Annotated in this window: 16 protein-coding genes; 6 read left to right on the top strand and 10 right to left on the bottom strand. The window is 61.3% G+C overall.

The features are described from left to right. Nucleotides 1-10: 10 nt before the first annotated feature. Nucleotides 11-1,324 (bottom strand): homogentisate 1,2-dioxygenase, encoded by a 1,314-nt coding sequence (gene hmgA / locus NKI66_RS22610; protein WP_352753025.1) that lies wholly within the window; start codon nt 1,322-1,324, stop codon nt 11-13. A gap of 87 nt (nt 1,325-1,411) precedes the next feature. Here hmgA and NKI66_RS22605 point away from each other — a divergent pair, with 87 nt between their 5' ends. Both NKI66_RS22605 and NKI66_RS22600 read left to right on the top strand, forming a co-directional pair. Continuing rightward, a complete protein-coding gene (locus NKI66_RS22605; protein WP_352553949.1) occupies nt 1,412-1,873 on the top strand; it encodes a MarR family winged helix-turn-helix transcriptional regulator in 462 nt (153 codons plus the stop codon). Between the two features lie 154 nt (nt 1,874-2,027). After that, on the top strand, nt 2,028-2,534 hold the full coding sequence (locus tag NKI66_RS22600) for a DUF2380 domain-containing protein (protein ID WP_023813581.1): 507 nt from the start codon (nt 2,028-2,030) through the stop codon (nt 2,532-2,534). An 8-nt stretch (nt 2,535-2,542) separates the two neighbouring features. Here NKI66_RS22600 and tdh read toward each other — a convergent pair whose 3' ends face one another. Continuing rightward, nucleotides 2,543-3,577, bottom strand: a complete 1,035-nt coding sequence (gene tdh / locus NKI66_RS22595) for an L-threonine 3-dehydrogenase (protein ID WP_013532321.1) — start codon at nt 3,575-3,577, stop codon at nt 2,543-2,545. A 52-nt stretch (nt 3,578-3,629) separates the two neighbouring features. Beyond that, nucleotides 3,630-4,817: a glycine C-acetyltransferase gene (locus tag NKI66_RS22590; RefSeq protein ID WP_352753021.1), complete on the bottom strand. Its 1,188-nt coding sequence runs from the start codon at nt 4,815-4,817 to the stop codon at nt 3,630-3,632. Nucleotides 4,818-5,147: 330 nt separating this feature from the next. Between NKI66_RS22590 and NKI66_RS22585 the strand changes: the two genes are divergently transcribed. Both NKI66_RS22585 and NKI66_RS22580 read left to right on the top strand, forming a co-directional pair. Further along, entirely contained in the window at nt 5,148-7,214 is a 2,067-nt protein-coding gene (locus NKI66_RS22585) for a putative bifunctional diguanylate cyclase/phosphodiesterase (RefSeq protein ID WP_352753018.1), read from the top strand. Nucleotides 7,215-7,288: 74 nt separating this feature from the next. Continuing rightward, nucleotides 7,289-8,029, top strand: a complete 741-nt coding sequence (locus NKI66_RS22580) for a polysaccharide deacetylase family protein (RefSeq protein ID WP_023813578.1) — start codon at nt 7,289-7,291, stop codon at nt 8,027-8,029. On the opposite strand, the gene NKI66_RS22575 is transcribed toward NKI66_RS22580, so the two are convergent. From NKI66_RS22575 to NKI66_RS22565, 3 genes are all read right to left on the bottom strand, one after another. After that, the gene (locus tag NKI66_RS22575; protein ID WP_023813577.1) at nt 8,017-8,466 is read right to left on the bottom strand and encodes a type II toxin-antitoxin system VapC family toxin; all 450 of its coding nucleotides are present in this window, start codon (nt 8,464-8,466) and stop codon (nt 8,017-8,019) included. The genes NKI66_RS22580 and NKI66_RS22575 overlap by 13 nt on opposite strands. Before the next feature lie 8 nt (nt 8,467-8,474). After that, on the bottom strand, nt 8,475-8,717 hold the full coding sequence (locus NKI66_RS22570; RefSeq protein ID WP_023813576.1) for a type II toxin-antitoxin system Phd/YefM family antitoxin: 243 nt from the start codon (nt 8,715-8,717) through the stop codon (nt 8,475-8,477). A gap of 77 nt (nt 8,718-8,794) precedes the next feature. Then, entirely contained in the window at nt 8,795-9,220 is a 426-nt protein-coding gene (locus NKI66_RS22565; protein WP_023813575.1) for a MarR family winged helix-turn-helix transcriptional regulator, read from the bottom strand. Between the two features lie 115 nt (nt 9,221-9,335). Here NKI66_RS22565 and NKI66_RS22560 point away from each other — a divergent pair, with 115 nt between their 5' ends. Continuing rightward, on the top strand, nt 9,336-9,743 hold the full coding sequence (locus NKI66_RS22560) for a hypothetical protein (RefSeq protein ID WP_023813574.1): 408 nt from the start codon (nt 9,336-9,338) through the stop codon (nt 9,741-9,743). 144 nt (nt 9,744-9,887) lie between these two features. Here NKI66_RS22560 and NKI66_RS22555 read toward each other — a convergent pair whose 3' ends face one another. After that, nucleotides 9,888-11,933, bottom strand: a complete 2,046-nt coding sequence (locus NKI66_RS22555; protein WP_023813573.1) for an NADH:flavin oxidoreductase — start codon at nt 11,931-11,933, stop codon at nt 9,888-9,890. A 101-nt stretch (nt 11,934-12,034) separates the two neighbouring features. Between NKI66_RS22555 and queF the strand changes: the two genes are divergently transcribed. After that, nucleotides 12,035-12,496 carry a preQ(1) synthase gene (queF, locus tag NKI66_RS22550; RefSeq protein ID WP_010915503.1) on the top strand — a complete coding sequence of 154 codons (462 nt, stop codon included), beginning with the start codon at nt 12,035-12,037 and terminating at the stop codon, nt 12,494-12,496. 9 nt (nt 12,497-12,505) lie between these two features. Here the strand turns inward: queF and NKI66_RS22545 are convergent, their stop codons facing one another. The 3 genes from NKI66_RS22545 to NKI66_RS22535 all read right to left on the bottom strand — a co-directional run bounded on the left by NKI66_RS22545 (nt 12,506) and on the right by NKI66_RS22535 (nt 15,335). Further along, complete coding sequence (locus tag NKI66_RS22545; RefSeq protein ID WP_023813572.1) at nt 12,506-13,105, bottom strand: hypothetical protein; 600 nt, start codon at nt 13,103-13,105, stop codon at nt 12,506-12,508. Between the two features lie 4 nt (nt 13,106-13,109). Next, nucleotides 13,110-13,589, bottom strand: coding sequence for a DUF3828 domain-containing protein (locus tag NKI66_RS22540; protein ID WP_023813571.1), 480 nt, complete (start codon nt 13,587-13,589; stop codon nt 13,110-13,112). Between the two features lie 96 nt (nt 13,590-13,685). Beyond that, the gene (locus NKI66_RS22535; RefSeq protein WP_352753015.1) at nt 13,686-15,335 is read right to left on the bottom strand and encodes an ABC transporter substrate-binding protein; all 1,650 of its coding nucleotides are present in this window, start codon (nt 15,333-15,335) and stop codon (nt 13,686-13,688) included. Between the last annotated feature and the right edge of the window lie 32 nt (nt 15,336-15,367).

Below are 15,367 nucleotides of genomic sequence, written 5' to 3'. Positions count from 1 at the left end.
GGCTCGGTGCTCAAGACCAGTCGCCCTCGGGCGTGCCGTTGAAACGCTTCTTCAGATCCGCCCAGCAGTCGATGTAATTGTCCTGCCGGGTTTCGAGTTCGGCGCCGTAGCGGGTCAGCATCTGCGGAAATCGGGTCTCGAACATGAACGCCATGGTGTTGTCGAGCTTGACCGGTTTCAGGTCCGCGCGCGAGGCCTTTTCGAAGCCAGGCGCATCCGGCCCATGGGCCAGCATCAGATTGTGCAGGCTGATGCCGCCGGGCACAAAGCCTTCTTCCTTGGCGTCGTACTGGCCATGGATCAGGCCCATGAACTCGCTCATGATGTTGCGGTGGTACCAGGGCGGCCGGAAGGTATCTTCGGCCACCAGCCAGCGCGGCGGGAAGATGACGAAGTCGATATTGGCCGTGCCCTCCTCGCCGCTCGGTGCGGTCAGCACCGTGAAGATGGACGGGTCGGGATGGTCGAACAGCAGCGCTCCGACCGGCGAAAAGGTCGCCAGATCATATTTGTAGGGCGCGTAGTTGCCGTGCCAGGCAACGACGTCGAGCGGCGAATGGCCGATCTCGGTGACATGGAAATTGCCGCACCATTTCACCGTCAGCCGGCAAGGCGTTTCCTTCTCCTCGAACCAGGCGCAAGGCGTCTTGAAATCGCGCGGATTGGCCAGGCAATTGGCGCCGATCGGGCCACGGTCGGGCAGCGTCAGCTTGGCACCGTAGTTTTCGCAGACATAGCCGCGCACTTCCTTGTCGACCAGCTCGACCTTGAAGACCAGACCGCGTGGCAGCACGGCGATCTCGCCGGGCCGAAGCTCTATGACGCCCATCTCGGTGACGAAGCGCAAGGCGCCGACCTGCGGCACGACCAGCAACTCGCCGTCGGCGTTGAAGAAATGATCGTCCGCCATCGAGCGGTTGGCGACATAGACATGGGCTGCCATGCCGGTCTGCCCGAGCACATCGCCTGATGTGGTGATGCTGCGCATGCCCTTGATAAAATCGGTCGGCTCCTTCGGCATCGGCACCGGATTCCAGCGATACTGGCCAAGCGCCAGTTCATGATCGCCGACATTGGGAGCGGTCTTCCACAAGGGATAGCTGGCCGCCTTGAAACGCCCAGTGTGCTTGACGCTCGGTCGGATGCGGTACAGCCAGGAGCGCTCATTGGTGCCGCGCGGCGCAGTGAAGGGAGAGCCGGAAAGCTGTTCGGCGTAAAGACCGTAGGCCGGCCGCTGCGGCGAATTCCGTCCCTGCGGCAGCGAGCCGGACAGCGTCTCGGTTTCGAAGTCGTTGCCGAAGCCCGGCATATAGAAAAAGGCCATTGCTTCCTCCCAAAATGGATGTCAATTGACCAAACTGGTTTCATTTGTAACCATTGAAAATGTAACCATCAATGGCGGCTTTGAAAAATGGTGATCGAAGCGTCCGACGCGCCTGAAATTCTCAATCTGGAAAATTTCCTGCCCTACCGGCTGCACCGGCTTGCCGAGGCCGTCAGCCGGGAATTCTCGAGGATATACAAGGATCGTCACGGCCTCACGCGTCCCGAATGGCGCACGCTGGCCGGGCTCGGACAGCGTGGCACGATGACGGCGACGGCGCTGGGCGAACAGTCGGCCATGCACAAGACAAAGGTTTCGCGCGCTGTCGCCGAACTCGAACGGCGTCGCTGGCTGACGCGAAAACCGGACGAAAAAGACCGCCGTATCGAACATCTGACGCTGACCGGAACGGGGCTTGCCGCCTATCGCGAGATGGTGCCGCTGGCGAAAGCGTTCGAACGGGATTTGCTGGCAAGACTAAGTGCTGAAGAGCGCGCGGCGATCACCAGCGGACTGGCTGCATTGGAGACCAGTCTGGTCCCGAGCTAGTCCAAGATCAAGCCAATCACTCTGAACGACAGAGTTCGAGCGAGACTGCGTGGGAGCTCCCACCACAGCCAAAGCATAGCATTGCCTTCGATTTGATCGTGATTTGCGTTGTCAGGCCGCGTATAATGCCCATCACACCGACGGGAGGACTACGATGAGCATTCGCACATTAAGTGTCCTAGTGACGCTGCTTGTAGGCACCTGCACATTTGCGCAGGCCCAACAGACAAAGCCGATGTCGATCGAAGTGTTCCCTTTCGAATTGGAGGACAAGAGCGCCGGGGCGGGAATAATTCCCCCGGATGAATATGACAGGCGCTATCTGTCGGAATCGGCACAAGTTGCGAGGGACATGCTCTCCCAGTCTGGGCGTTTTACAGTAATTGATGTGCCGGCGAGGGATACACAGGCTGCTGCGCCGCACGGATTGCGCAACTGCGCTGGTTGTGAAGGCCCGATTGCCAAGGAGCACGGCGCGTCGCTTGCCTTGCTTGGCGTCGTAACGCGCGTCAACCGAACAGAACATACTATGTTCATTCGCATCCTTGACGCCGAAACCGGGAGACATGTTTCGGAGGGGTTTACCGATCTTCGCATGGGTGCGAACCACGCGTGGCCCCGCTCCGTGAAATGGCTGATGAAAAACAGAATCCTGCGGTAGGGCGGCATCTACCAGTCCATCACCACCTTGCCGGAACTGCCGCTGCGCATCGCATCGAAGCCGGCTTGGAAATCGTCGATGCCGATGCGGTGCGTGATCAGGCCGGAGACATCCAGCGGGCCCTGCACAAGCGCGATCATCTTGTACCAGGTTTCGAACATCTCGCGGCCGTAGATGCCCTTGAGATGCAGCATCTTGAAGATGACCTTGTTCCAGTCGATCTCGAAGCCGGTCGGCGCGATGCCCAGAATGGCGATCTTGCCGCCATTGTTCATGGTGTCGATCATGTCGCGGAAAGCGGGGGCGGCGCCCGACATTTCGAGGCCGACGTCAAAGCCTTCGGTCATGCCAAGCGCCGGCATGACGTCGCGCAGCTTTTCCTTCGAGGCGTCGACGACATGCTGGACGCCGAGTTTCTTGGCCAGCGCCAGCCGCACCGGGTTGATGTCGGTGATGACCACTTTGCGCGCGCCGACGCATTGCGCGACGAGCGCGCCCATGATGCCGATCGGCCCGGCGCCGGTCACCAGCACATCCTCGCCGACCAGATCAAAGGACAATGCGGTGTGAACGGCATTGCCCAGGGGATCGAAGATGGCGGCGATCTCGTCGGGCACATCATCGGGGATCGGCACGACATTGTGCTGCGGGATCGCCAGATACTCGCCGAAGGCGCCCGGACGGTTGACCCCGACGCCGAGCGTGTTGCGGCACAGATGTCCCCTGCCCGCCCGGCAGTTGCGGCAATGGCCGCAGACGATGTGGCCTTCGCCCGACACGCGCTGGCCAACCTTGTATTCGGTGACCGCAGCGCCGAAATCGGCAACGGTGCCGACGAATTCATGGCCGGTGACCATCGGCACCGGCACCGTCTTCTGCGCCCACTGGTCCCAATTGTAGATATGCACGTCGGTGCCGCAGATCGCCGTCTTCTTGATCTTGATCAGCACGTCGTTGGGACCGATCTCCGGTACCGGCACCTCTTCCATCCAGATGCCTGGCTCGGCCTTGGCCTTCACCAGCGCCTTCATCATGTTCGACATGCTTTTGTCCCTTGAATCTCTTGATCCGGAATCGCTTTTCGATTCCGGCCTTTCAGGAAATGACCCCGAGTTCGCGCCCGACGGCGGCAAACGCTTCCACTGCCCGATCGATATCCGCGCTGGAATGGGCCGCCGACATCTGCGTGCGGATGCGGGCTTGCCCTTTCGGCACCACCGGGAAGGAAAAGCCGATGACGTAGATGCCGCGCTTCAGCATGCGCGCCGCCATCTCCTGCGCCAGGCTGGCATCACCCAGCATCACCGGAATGATCGGATGATCGGCTCCGGCCAGCGTGAAGCCGAGTTTGCCCATCTGCGACCGGAAGCGCGCCGCATTGTCGTAGAGTTTGTCGCGCAGCCCATCGCCGTCTTTGATCAGTTCGAACACTTTGATCGAAGCGCCGGCGATCGCCGGCATCAGCGTGTTGGAGAAGAGATAGGGCCGTGAGCGCTGGCGCAGCCAGTCGACCACCTGCCTCTTGCCCGAGGTGTAACCGCCGGACGCGCCGCCGAGCGCCTTGCCGAGCGTCCCGGTGATGATATCGACCCTGCCCTCGACGCCGCAATGCTCGGCCGAGCCGCGGCCGTTCTGGCCGACGAAGCCGACGGCATGGCTGTCGTCGACCATCACCATGGCGTCGTATTTCTCGGCGAGGTCGCAGACACCCCTGAGATTGGCGATGATGCCATCCATCGAAAACACGCCGTCGGTGGCGATCAACCGGAAGCGGCAGTCCCGGGCTTCTTTCAGTCGCGCCTCGAGATCGGCCATATCGTTGTTGGCGTAGCGGAAACGTTTGGCCTTCGACAGCCTCACGCCATCGATGATCGAGGCATGATTCAAGGCATCCGAGATAATGGCGTCTTCCTCGCCCAGCAGCGGCTCGAACAGGCCGCCATTGGCATCGAAACAGGAGCCGTAGAGGATGGTGTCTTCCATGCCGAGGAAAGAGGAAATCGTGGATTCGAGCTGCTTGTGCTCTTCCTGCGTACCGCAGATAAAGCGCACCGATGCCATGCCGTAGCCATAGCGGTCGAGCGCCTGGCTGGCCGCCGCACGCAAATCGGCGCTGTCGGCGAGGCCGAGATAGTTGTTGGCACAGAAATTCAGCACCTTGTCGCCGCCGACCTCGATCTCGGCCGACTGCGTTGAAGTGATCACCCGCTCCGACTTGTAGAGGCCTGCCGATTTGAGCCCCGCGAGCTCGCTGTCGATGTGGGAGAGGAATGCTGCGGTCATGGTCGGCCTCGTTTGATGTGGGCTGACTGTCGTCTCGTCCGCGCGAAAAATCCATCGCAAAAACGACCGACCGGTGGCAAGCAGCACGATGCGGCCCCGGTGTCGATCATCATGCGGCCCAGGAACGACACCACGACAAAGGGTTCTGGCCGATGACCGCTCAAATGCCGGTATGGCGCTAAACGAGCCGATAACCATTTCGCGATCTTTCGACAGCCGCCCCTCGCCGGGCAGCCGTCGATTTCCGGTCCTGTTAACGTTTGCAGTTCAATGGTGCTCATACAAGAATCTTTAGGCAAGAATCCGTAGGCGAGAGGGCCGCCCCCGAAAATGTCGCAGCAGCCGGTGCAAACCGTTTCAGGCAAGCTCATACTGCTGATCAAGGCTGGCTATTGGCTGGCCCTGCTGATCATTGCGGCCATGGTGATCGCCTCCTTCATCCTGCTGCAGCAGATGATGGCCACCCAGCAGCACAACCACACCTTGCTCGACATCGTCAGCACGCAAAAGACGCTGTCGCAGCGCATCGTCTTCCTTGCCAGCGCAACGGGTGCCGGTTCACGCGACAAGCAACCGGCGCTGGTCAGCGCGCTCAAGCAGGCAACGGCGGAGTTCGAGACGAACTATGATCTGCTGCTCGATCAGACGGGAGCCGATCCGCAATCGCCGGCCAAGCTTGACCCGAAGTCGATCGAAAGCGTGCTTTTCGCCAAGCCCTTCCACCTCGACTATTTCTCGGTCGGGCTTATCGCCAATGGCGACCGCCTGATCTCGGCCTATGAATCGCAATTCAGCGGCAATGGCGGTTACAAGGGCGGCGGCGAACGCGTCAATCTCGACGCGTCTGTCGCCAACGCGACCTTGTCGGGCTATGCCGCGCTTGGCCAGCGCATCACTGCCGACGCCGACGACCGCTCCGAGAAGCTGCTCGCTCTCCACCGCACGCTGTTCTACGCCACAATCGGCGTCATCATACTGGTGGCGCTGTTCATCTTCAGGCCGATGTCGAACGCCATCCTGCGCAAGACGCATGAATTGATCGACGCGCGCAATTCCATGGCCTTCATCGCGGTGCATGACGGCCTCACCGGCCTGCACAACCGCACGTTCCTGACCGATCATTTCGACACGCTGATCAAGGGCACGCACCGGCGTCGCGAACGCCTTGCCGTCGTCCAGCTCGATCTCGACCGATTCAAGCAGATCAACGATACGCTCGGCCACGCCGCCGGCGACTATGTGCTGGTCGTCACGGCACAGCGCATGCGCGATTCCTGCCGGGCGTCGGATCTGTGCGTGCGCCTGGGCGGCGACGAGTTCGTCATGATCCTCGGCGGCGCCGGCGGCACCGAAGACATCAATATGCTGGCGCGGCGCATCCTGGCACACATCAACGAGCCGATCGTCTTCCAGGGCACGACCATTCTCCCAGGCGCCAGCGCCGGCATCGCGGTCTATCCGATCGACGCCGACAATGCTGGGGATTTGCTGGTCCACGCCGATCTGGCGCTTTACTCCGCCAAGAAGCTTGGCGGCGGCAACTTCTCCTTCTTCTCCGAGGAGCTGCGCCGCGAACTCGACTATCGCAAGCAGCTTGAGCACGACATCAAGGTCGCCATCGCCGAGCAGGCGTTCCAGGTCTATTTCCAGCCGCAGGTCTCGCTGAGCAACGGCACGATCAGCGGCATCGAGGCGCTGGTGCGCTGGAACCATGCCGAGCGCGGCATGATCCCACCCGGCGAGTTCATTCCGGTCGCCGAGAAATGCGGCTTCATGCCCGAGATCGGCCGCATCGTCATCACCAAGGCGATCAACGAGGCCGCCGAATGGAATCGCGCCGGCATTGCCTTCGGACGGCTTGCCGTCAATGTTTCCGGCACCGAGCTGCGCGAGCACGATTTCGATGCGTTCTTGTTCGAGACGCTGGAAAAGGCGGGGCTGCCGCCGCAGAAACTGTCGCTGGAAATCGTCGAATCCGTCATCCTCGACGACGAAAAGACGGGCATCGCGGCCAAGCTGCGGCACATCCGGGCAGCCGGCGTCCATCTTGAACTCGATGATTTCGGCACCGGCTATGCTTCGCTCAGCCATGTCAACCCGAACGAGATCGACCGGCTGAAGATCGATCGCCGCTTCGTCCAGAACATCCATGAGAATGGCGACAACTCGAAGATCGTCCGCGCCATCACCGAGCTGGCGCGTGGCCTTGGCATCTCGATCGTCGCAGAGGGCGCCGAAACCGAGGCCGAGCTCAATTCGCTGATGGCGATCGGCTGCGACCAGGTGCAGGGCTACTCCATCGCCTTCCCGATGCCGCACGACAAGGCGCTGGAATGGCTGACCGCCCGCATGCCCAAGAAGGCCAAGCTGACGGTGCTGCAAGGAAGCCTGGCATAGGTACGGCCGGGCTGCCTTGACAACCGTGTGTGAAGATGGCGGCTTTGTCGGATCGCAACCGGGTATCGGGGCCGATGACACCGTTTCGGTTTGTCCTGGCGGCGCTTTTGATTTTTGCGGTCCCCGCCCAAGGGGCCGATCGCATAATCTATCTTACCTTCGACGATGGGCCGCTGAACGGCACAAGCAACATCCTCGATGTGCTGGAAGCCGAACAGGTTCCGGCGACAATGTTCATGGTCGGCATGCATGCGCAGGCGAGCGCCGCCAACAGAGCGCTCGTCCAGCGCGCCAGGCAGCTTCCCCTGGTGACGCTCGGCAACCACAGCTACAGCCATGCCTACAATCACTACCGGCATTTCTACGGCAACACCGAGGGTGTCGTCGCCGACATGGTAAGGGCGAATGCGGTGCTCGGCTTGAAGCCCGTGGTGCATGCAAGACTGCCGGGGCGCGACGTGTTCAGGCTGCCCTCCATGTCGAAGAACGACACTTCGCTTGGCCTCGCCCAGGAGGGGCGTGAAGAGCCCGATTACGAGTTTGTCGCGGCCTCAGGCTTCTATCTCTACGGCTGGGACCATGAATGGGTCCACAAGGACAATGGCGAGCCGGTGCAGAGCGTCGATCATCTGGTCAGCGAGATCGATCACCTGTTCGGCTATGGCCGCTTCGTCAAACCCGGCAAGCTGATCCTGCTGATGCATGACGAGATGTTCCAGAACGCGTTCGACGGCAAGACGAAGCTGACCAATTTGATCGCCGCGCTGAAGCTGCGCCATTACACTTTTGGGACAATCCAGGGCTACGACGACTGAGCCGGCAAAGACGGCAAGCTCTTCAGCGGATTGAGCATTGGCACACCAAGTGGCGCGAAATGACGCTCGTTGTCCGTCAGTATCGTTAAACCATGGACCTCGGCTGTGGCAGCAATCGCTATGTCTTCAAATCCAGGCCGGTGCGCCCTCGCCCGATCCAGGATTAGTCCCGCAGCATGCGCGGCGCGCAAATCGAAGGGAAGCACTCTTTCTCCATAAAGGTGCTGAACCGCTTGCCACCAGCCGCGCAGCGAGTTCGCCTTTGTTGTCGCACCCTCACGTTCGGCCTTCGCTATTCCAGCGGCAACTTCGGATGCGGTGACAACGGACAGGAACAGATGGTTGCTCGCCTGGTCGAGCCAAGTCGCCAATGCATGCCGATCCGCTTTCTTGGACGGCGCCATTGCCGAGATGATATTGGTATCCAGCAGAAACATCGACCGCGTTACAACGCAACCTTGCGAGCCGGTTTGCGGGAACGAGGCGGAATATCGCCAAGGTCACCAGGGAAGGCCGCCAACAATTGTCCAAAACTTGGCACGCGCGAAAGCCTTTCATAGTCTTCGAAAGACAGAATGACAGCCTGCTTGCGCCCGTGACGGGTGATGACGGCAGGCGTCCCGGCGACGGCTTGATCGACCACCGCTGAAAGTGTTGCCTTGGCATCCTTCAACTGAATCTCGCGCATAGCTTGCTCCAAAATGACTAGAGTGGTCATATAGCAGAGCAACTCGGATCAAACAAGGCCTGTCGATCCCACCAAGATCATCCCACATTCGCCCGCAACACGGCCAGCACCTGCGCGAACTCCGCCAGCCGCTCGTCGGACAGTCCGACCCGCAGCCGCTTGTCAAAGGAAAGCGCGGCCTTACGCAATGTCTCGAACATCGCTTCTCCGGCCGCGGTCAGTTCGACCAGATGAACCCGGCGGTTGATGGGATCACGGCGGCGCGTCAGCAGGCCCTGCGCCTCCATCGCGTTGAGATGGTGGGTCAACGTCGCGCCTTGGATGCCGATCATGCCGGCGAGTTCACGCTGATTGGCAAGCTTGCTCGACTTGACCGACAGCAGCGTGAGCCAGACCGGCAGCGTGCCACCGGCCTCGACCAGGGCAGCGTCGAAGGCCTGGGCAACCAGCTTGGCGGTTCGTCCGAGATTCATGCCGACTGGCGGGCGTTCGAAGGGTGTCATTGCAGGACACTAGACGGTGTCATGCACGGATGGAACTGGCGCGACTTATACATTGACATCTAACCATTTGATATCTAATTACCGAGAGATGGCGGGCTAAAGAGGAAATCCGGTTATGCAATATGTCTACATCGTCGTTATCGGCCTTCATGTCATGGCAGGTGTATTCTGGGCGGGTACGACGATCGCGGTCGGCCGTGACCCGGACATCCGGGCGGAACGGTTCTTCCGGCCGCAAATGGGCGCTGCCAGTCTGGTTTTCCTGACCGGCATACTGCTCTGGTATTTCTTTCACGAGGGCGTTTTCGGCTCGATGGAGAAGGTGCTGGCGCTGGGCATCGTGACGGCCCTGATCGCCGCCGGCGTGCAAGGCGCGCTGGTGGGCTCAGCCAGCAGGCAGCTTGCCGGTGCCGATGCGGCAACGGAAAGCCAGTTGCGCGCGAAGATGACAAGAGGCGAGCGCATCGCAGGGGGGCTGCTGGTGCTGACCGTGCTGTGCATGGCCACGGCCAGAATGTTTTGAGCGCCGCCCACGCAGCACAAGCTCACAGAATCGTACGTTGTCTGGCGACGAGCCAATGACGTGCGGGCGCGCGGCCAGACCGAAGTATACGGGCTCTCGTACGCAGGTCCGACCGCGCGCCACCGATCCTCGCAATAGCTAATTTCAGATACGCAAGCCGAACCTGATGCCGTCATAGATGGCGGCGTGGATGTTGCGCGAGGCGACCGCGTCGCCGATGCGGAACAGCACGAAGCCGCCTTCTGGATTGCGCTTGGGAAAGATGTCGCCACCACTCACCAGCCGTTCGTAGTCGACCGCACCGCCATTCTTCGACAGAGGCTTTAGCGATAGGTAGAGATCATCGAGCGGCAGCGTACCGTGCTCGACCACCACCTGGTCGACCCTGCGCTCGCCGCGCCAGCCATCGGCGAAATCCGAAGCCAGCTCTGCGATCAGTTGATTGCCCTCGCGCCGCACCGAACGCAGCCGCGTGTTGATGGTGATGGTGACGCCCTTTTCCTGAAAGGCCCTGATATAGGGCACATGGTTCATGCCGCCCATTTCCGGGGCAAAGAAACGCTCCGGCGATACAAGCTCGAGTTTCGAGCCGGCATTGGCGATCAGTTCGGCGGCGCCCATGCCCTGATGGCCGCCATTGTCGTCATAGAGCAGCACATTTTCGGCCGGCTTGACGCTGCTGGCCATGATGTCCCAACTCGAGGTGACAAGGTTGTCGCCGGCCGTCAGCGGCGGGTTCTGCGGCAGGCCGCCGGTAGCGACCACCACCACATCGGGCGACAGCGCCAGGACATCGTCTTTTTCCGCCCAAGTGTCGTAGCGGATCTCGACGCCGAGCCGGTCGAGTTCAGCCAGCCGCCAGTCGATGATACCGATCAGTTCCTTGCGGCGCGGGTTCTGCGTCGCCAATCGCACCTGGCCGCCGGCCTGGCTCGATGCTTCAAGCACCATCACCTTGTGGCCGCGCTCGGCCGCGACCCGCGCAACCTCCAGCCCGCCGGCGCCGGCTCCGACGACCACGATTTTCTGCTTCGGTCCTTCGGTCTTGACGATGATATGCGGGATTTCGGCCTCGCGGCCGGTCGCGGCATTGTGGACGCAAAGCGCTTCGCCGCCCTCATAGATGCGGTCGAGACAATAGGTGGCGCCCACGCACGGGCGGATCTCATGCTCGCGCCCCTCCATCACCTTTTTGATGATGTGCGGATCGGCGATATGGGCGCGGGTCATGCCGACCATGTCGAGCTTGCCGGTGGCGATGGCGTGGCGTGCGGTGGCCACGTCGGATATGCGCGCCGCGTGGAAGGTCGGGAATTTCGTCGCCGCCCTCACCTCTCCGGCGAAATCAAGATGCGGCGAAGAGCGCATGCCGGTTACCGGGATGACCTTGGTCAGCGCCGCATCGCTCTCGATCGAGCCACGAATGATGTTGAGGAAATCGACCTTGCCGGAGCCCGCCAGCCGCCTGGCGATTTCGATCCCCTCCGCCTTCGACAGGCCTTTTTCGAAATCTTCGTCGGCGACCATGCGGATGCCGACGACGAATTTGTCGCCGACAGCTGCCCGCACGGCATCGAGCACCATGTTGGTGAAGCGCAGGCGATTGTCCAGCGAGCCGCCGAATTCGTCGTCGCGATGATTGGTGGCCGGCGACCAGAAGCCGTCCATCAGATGGCCGTAGGATTCGAACTCGATGCCGTCGAGGCCGGCGGCCTCGCAGCGCTGGGCGGCTGAAGCATAGTCGGCGACGATGCGCTCGATGTCCCAGTCCTCGATCGTCTTCGGGAATGCGCGATGCGCCGGCTCACGCACCGGCGAGGCCGAGAGCACCGGCAGCCAGTCGGCCTTGTTCCAGCCGGTACGGCGGCCGAGATGGGTGATCTGGATCATCACCTTGCAGTCGTGCTCGTGGCAGGCGTCGGCGAGCTCGGCCAGCCACGGCACGATCCTGTCGTCATAGACATGCAGATTGCCGAAGGCGGCCGGGCTGTCGCGCGAGACGATCGCCGAGCCGGCGGTCATGGTCAGCGCCATGCCGCCCTTGGCCTTCTCTGCATGGTAGAGCCGGTAGCGCTGTTTCGGCATGCCGTCCTCGGAATAGGCCGGCTCATGGCTGGTCGACATGACCCGGTTCTTCAGCGTCAAATGTTTGAGCTGGTAGGGCTGGAGAAGCGGATCGTTGCTGGTCATCGTCTTCCTGCGGTTTCAAATTGTGCTAATGAGCGGCAAAATTCGTTTTCAAGCATGTCGTCCCGCACGCACTCCGGGCGCATGCGACAAGGATTGCGCCCATGATCGACACCAAAACTCTCACCCAGCTCGGCGCGCACGTCGAGACGCCACAAAGCCCCGAAGCAGCGGTCCTGGAGACCGTACCGTTTTCGCGTGGTGACGGACCGCCGGCGATCGTGCGCTTCACCTGTCCGGAATTCACCTCGCTGTGCCCCGTCACCGGCCAGCCGGACTTCGCCCATATCGTCATCGACTACGCACCCGATGCGGCTCTGGTGGAATCGAAGTCGCTCAAGCTGTTCATGACCTCGTTTCGCAACCATGGCGCCTTCCATGAAGACTGCACCGTCATGATCGGCCGCCGCATCGTGGCGGCAACCAAGCCGCTGTGGTTGCGCATAGGCGGCTATTGGTATCCACGCGGCGGCATTCCGATCGATGTGTTCTGGCAAACGGGCGCTCCGCCCGAAGGCGCCTGGCTGCCCGACACCGGGGTGGCGCCCTATCGCGGGCGGGGTTGAGCTCGCCCATCATTCGCACTGATATTGGCTGAGTGCCCATTCGCCGGTCACCGACAGCAGGTCCGATATCTTCCAGTCGCCGTCGACCCTCTTGAATTTCCATTCCAGCCGGTGCGGGTTGCCCGATATGACGAAGGCGACGATGACCTTGGCCTGGTCGCCGTTGATCGCCTCGAGCGTCTTCAGGCTCTTGTCGATCTCGGCCTTGTCGTAATCGGCATTATCGAGCGCCATGTTGGGGTCGAGGCACTCGCCCTGCCCGGATTTGCGCAAGGCGTCGCTCTTGTCGAGCACGGTTTTGGCCGGGTCGATGAAATGGCTTCGCTCGGCTGGATCGATCTCCAGCCCGACCTGATCGTAAAACGGCCGCACCACAGCGGTCGGCGAGCCCGGCTGGATCGGTGCGGCCGGCGCGGCTTCGGCTGGCGACCATCCAACAGGCGGCGTTGCCGGTTCCACTCCGGTTCCGGGTGCATTTGCGGGCGGAGCCCCGCTGTCGCCCGGCGCGGCGTCAGCCGGCGGCGCACCCAACAGGCCTTGCGCGGCGGCGCCGCTCAGAGCCGCCAGCAGACACACACCCGACAGGGCCAGCAACCGGCGATGGGCCATCGCTTCACTCCGGCGTCTGGCCGGCCATGCATTCCAGCGCACTGAGCGTCCAGTCGCTGGTCTTGGAAGCGATGTCCGATATCTTCCACTTGCCGTCGATCTTCTTGAGCGACCAGAGCATTTCACGTTTGGAATCATCGCCCTCGGAGAACAGGCTGAAGGATACCGTGACCTGTGCGTTATCGCCATCCAGCTTCTCAGACAGTTTCAGCGTTTTCGAGACGGTTTTCTGATCGAAATCCTGGGCGTCGAGACCAGGATCGAAATCGATGCAGGCGACCTGGTCCGGGTTCTTCTTCGTTGCCTGGTCGTTCAACTCGAACAGTTTCGTCACCGGTTCGGTGAACCGGTCCCGATATTGTTCGTCGGCCTCGAACTTGACCGCCGGGACATAGAAGAACTTCACCGCATCGGACGCCGGTCCGGCGACGGCGGCGGCCGGCAGGGCTATCGAAAGGGCGGCAACGAGCACTGTCAGTCTCATGCAGAATCTCCGGCTTTTGATGGCTTGAGCCTATCAATACCACGTATCCTGCATATCGGCTTTTTTGCGGCTCATGAAGTCCTGCAGCGCCTTGTTTCAGCCGTCCAGCCAGACGTTCTGAAGGTCCATCTCGAATGTCTGGTGGACACCATAGTTCTTCACCTTCTTGTTCTGGTGGCTGTAGAGCTTCTGCCAGAACGGCTGAATAATGACGCCCGAATCCTGCAGGATCTGCTCGACATCCTTCATGACCTCGCGTCGTTTCTCCACGTCGATGAGCGATAGCGCCTGCTTGAGCTTGGCGTCGAAATCGGGGTTGGAATATGCCGATTCATTCCAGGCCTCGCCGGTGCGATAGCCGAGCGCCAGCACCTGGACGCCAAGCGGGCGCATGTACCAGATCGTCATCGAATAGGGATATTTCGTCCAGTCGTTCCAGAAGGTCGAACCCGGCAGCACCGTGCGCTTCACCTTGATCCCGGCATCGCGCAGCTGGCCGGCAATGGCGTCGCCGGTATTCTTCTGCCAATCGTCCTCGATGGTGATCAGCTCATGCTCGAAGTCAGCCTGTCCGGCTTCCGCCATCAGCTTCTTGGCGCCGGCGGCGTCGCGTGTCTTCTTGGGCAGCGGATAGTATTCCGGATGGATCGGGGCAACGTGGTGGTTTTCACTAGGGGTGCCTCGCCCGGCGTAACCAAGTTGGAGGACCGCATTGTTGTCGACGGCCATTTGCAGGGCGTTGCGCACCCGCTTGTCGTCATAGGGCTTGTGGGTAATGTTGGTGCGCGCAACCAGCGTCGTCGCCGTCGCCACCTCCGATTTCACCAGATCCATCTTGTCGAGAATGTCGATGAAGTCGGCGGGCGACTCGAAATTGAGGTCGATCTCACCCGATTCGAACGCGTTAACGGTGGCGTTGAAATCGGTGCCGTAGTCGATGAACTCGACGCTGTCGAGCGGCGCTTCACCACCCCACCATTTGCCATTCTCACGACGCTTGACGACCGCCTTCTGGCCGACATCGTAGGAGACCAGTTCGAACGGTCCCGTGCCGATCGGCTTCTTGATCGGATCGGCACCATCGGCATCGAAGCTGCGATGGACGACGAGCGCCGGATAGTCGGTGAAATTCGGGATCAGTGAAATGTCTGGTTCGCTTAGCTTCAGCTTGACCGTGTTGTCGTCGACCTTGGTGATCGCACCATCCCTGGCCTTGCCGGTCTTTGTGTCGATCAGCGCGCCGACACGGGCGGCCATGGAATTGCCGGCGACATTCTTCTCGCACCAGCGCGTCAGATTGTGAGCGACGTCATCGGCGTTGAAGGCATCGCCGTTGTTCCATGTGATGCCCTTGCGCACATGCAGCACATATTCGGTGGCGTCGTCATTGATATCCCAGCTTTCGAGCAGAACCGGCTCGAAGGTGAACTGCCTGGTATAGCGGACAAGCGGCTCCAGCCAGCAACGCGAAATGTTCGCCAGTTCCACCCAGTCGTAAGTGCGCGGATCCTTCTGTCCCTTCACCGACATCGAGACGCGCAGCGTTCCGCCTTTCTTCGGCTCTTCGGCCAAGGCCCGATCCGGCACGGCAAGACCGATCATGCCATAGGCAAGCGCCGTCGATGCGCCGAAGGCGCTTGCCAGCGCCAGGAACTCGCGCCGGTCGACACGACCCGCGCGTGCTTCGACCGCCATTGCCTCGATAGCGCTCGGCACGCGATCGCCACTGCTTCTGAAGAATGCCATTTTTTCCTCCCGTCTGGTTCCCTTGATCTTGG

The sequence above is a fragment of the Mesorhizobium sp. M0518 genome, assembly GCF_040321125.1.
In the GTDB taxonomy this organism is placed as follows: Bacteria; Pseudomonadota; Alphaproteobacteria; order Rhizobiales; family Rhizobiaceae; genus Mesorhizobium.
The sequence above is the reverse complement of the archived record's forward strand: the minus strand, read 5'-3'. Positions and strand labels throughout refer to the sequence as shown.

What these genes read in the sequence shown, in the direction of transcription:
- hmgA (WP_352753025.1), bottom strand. Translation starts at nt 1,324, where the DNA reads ATGGCCTTTTTCTATATGCCGGGCTTCGGCAACGACTTCGAAACCGAG.
- NKI66_RS22545 (WP_023813572.1), bottom strand. Translation starts at nt 13,105, where the DNA reads ATGGCCCATCGCCGGTTGCTGGCCCTGTCGGGTGTGTGTCTGCTGGCG.
- NKI66_RS22565 (WP_023813575.1), bottom strand. Translation starts at nt 9,220, where the DNA reads ATGACACCCTTCGAACGCCCGCCAGTCGGCATGAATCTCGGACGAACC.
- tdh (WP_013532321.1), bottom strand. Translation starts at nt 3,577, where the DNA reads ATGTCGAACATGATGAAGGCGCTGGTGAAGGCCAAGGCCGAGCCAGGC.
- NKI66_RS22600 (WP_023813581.1), top strand. Translation starts at nt 2,028, where the DNA reads ATGAGCATTCGCACATTAAGTGTCCTAGTGACGCTGCTTGTAGGCACC.
- NKI66_RS22605 (WP_352553949.1), top strand. Translation starts at nt 1,412, where the DNA reads ATGGTGATCGAAGCGTCCGACGCGCCTGAAATTCTCAATCTGGAAAAT.
- NKI66_RS22535 (WP_352753015.1), bottom strand. Translation starts at nt 15,335, where the DNA reads ATGGCATTCTTCAGAAGCAGTGGCGATCGCGTGCCGAGCGCTATCGAG.
- NKI66_RS22570 (WP_023813576.1), bottom strand. Translation starts at nt 8,717, where the DNA reads ATGCGCGAGATTCAGTTGAAGGATGCCAAGGCAACACTTTCAGCGGTG.
- NKI66_RS22590 (WP_352753021.1), bottom strand. Translation starts at nt 4,817, where the DNA reads ATGACCGCAGCATTCCTCTCCCACATCGACAGCGAGCTCGCGGGGCTC.
- NKI66_RS22555 (WP_023813573.1), bottom strand. Translation starts at nt 11,933, where the DNA reads ATGACCAGCAACGATCCGCTTCTCCAGCCCTACCAGCTCAAACATTTG.
- NKI66_RS22585 (WP_352753018.1), top strand. Translation starts at nt 5,148, where the DNA reads ATGTCGCAGCAGCCGGTGCAAACCGTTTCAGGCAAGCTCATACTGCTG.
- NKI66_RS22560 (WP_023813574.1), top strand. Translation starts at nt 9,336, where the DNA reads ATGCAATATGTCTACATCGTCGTTATCGGCCTTCATGTCATGGCAGGT.
- queF (WP_010915503.1), top strand. Translation starts at nt 12,035, where the DNA reads ATGATCGACACCAAAACTCTCACCCAGCTCGGCGCGCACGTCGAGACG.
- NKI66_RS22575 (WP_023813577.1), bottom strand. Translation starts at nt 8,466, where the DNA reads ATGTTTCTGCTGGATACCAATATCATCTCGGCAATGGCGCCGTCCAAG.
- NKI66_RS22580 (WP_023813578.1), top strand. Translation starts at nt 7,289, where the DNA reads ATGACACCGTTTCGGTTTGTCCTGGCGGCGCTTTTGATTTTTGCGGTC.
- NKI66_RS22540 (WP_023813571.1), bottom strand. Translation starts at nt 13,589, where the DNA reads ATGAGACTGACAGTGCTCGTTGCCGCCCTTTCGATAGCCCTGCCGGCC.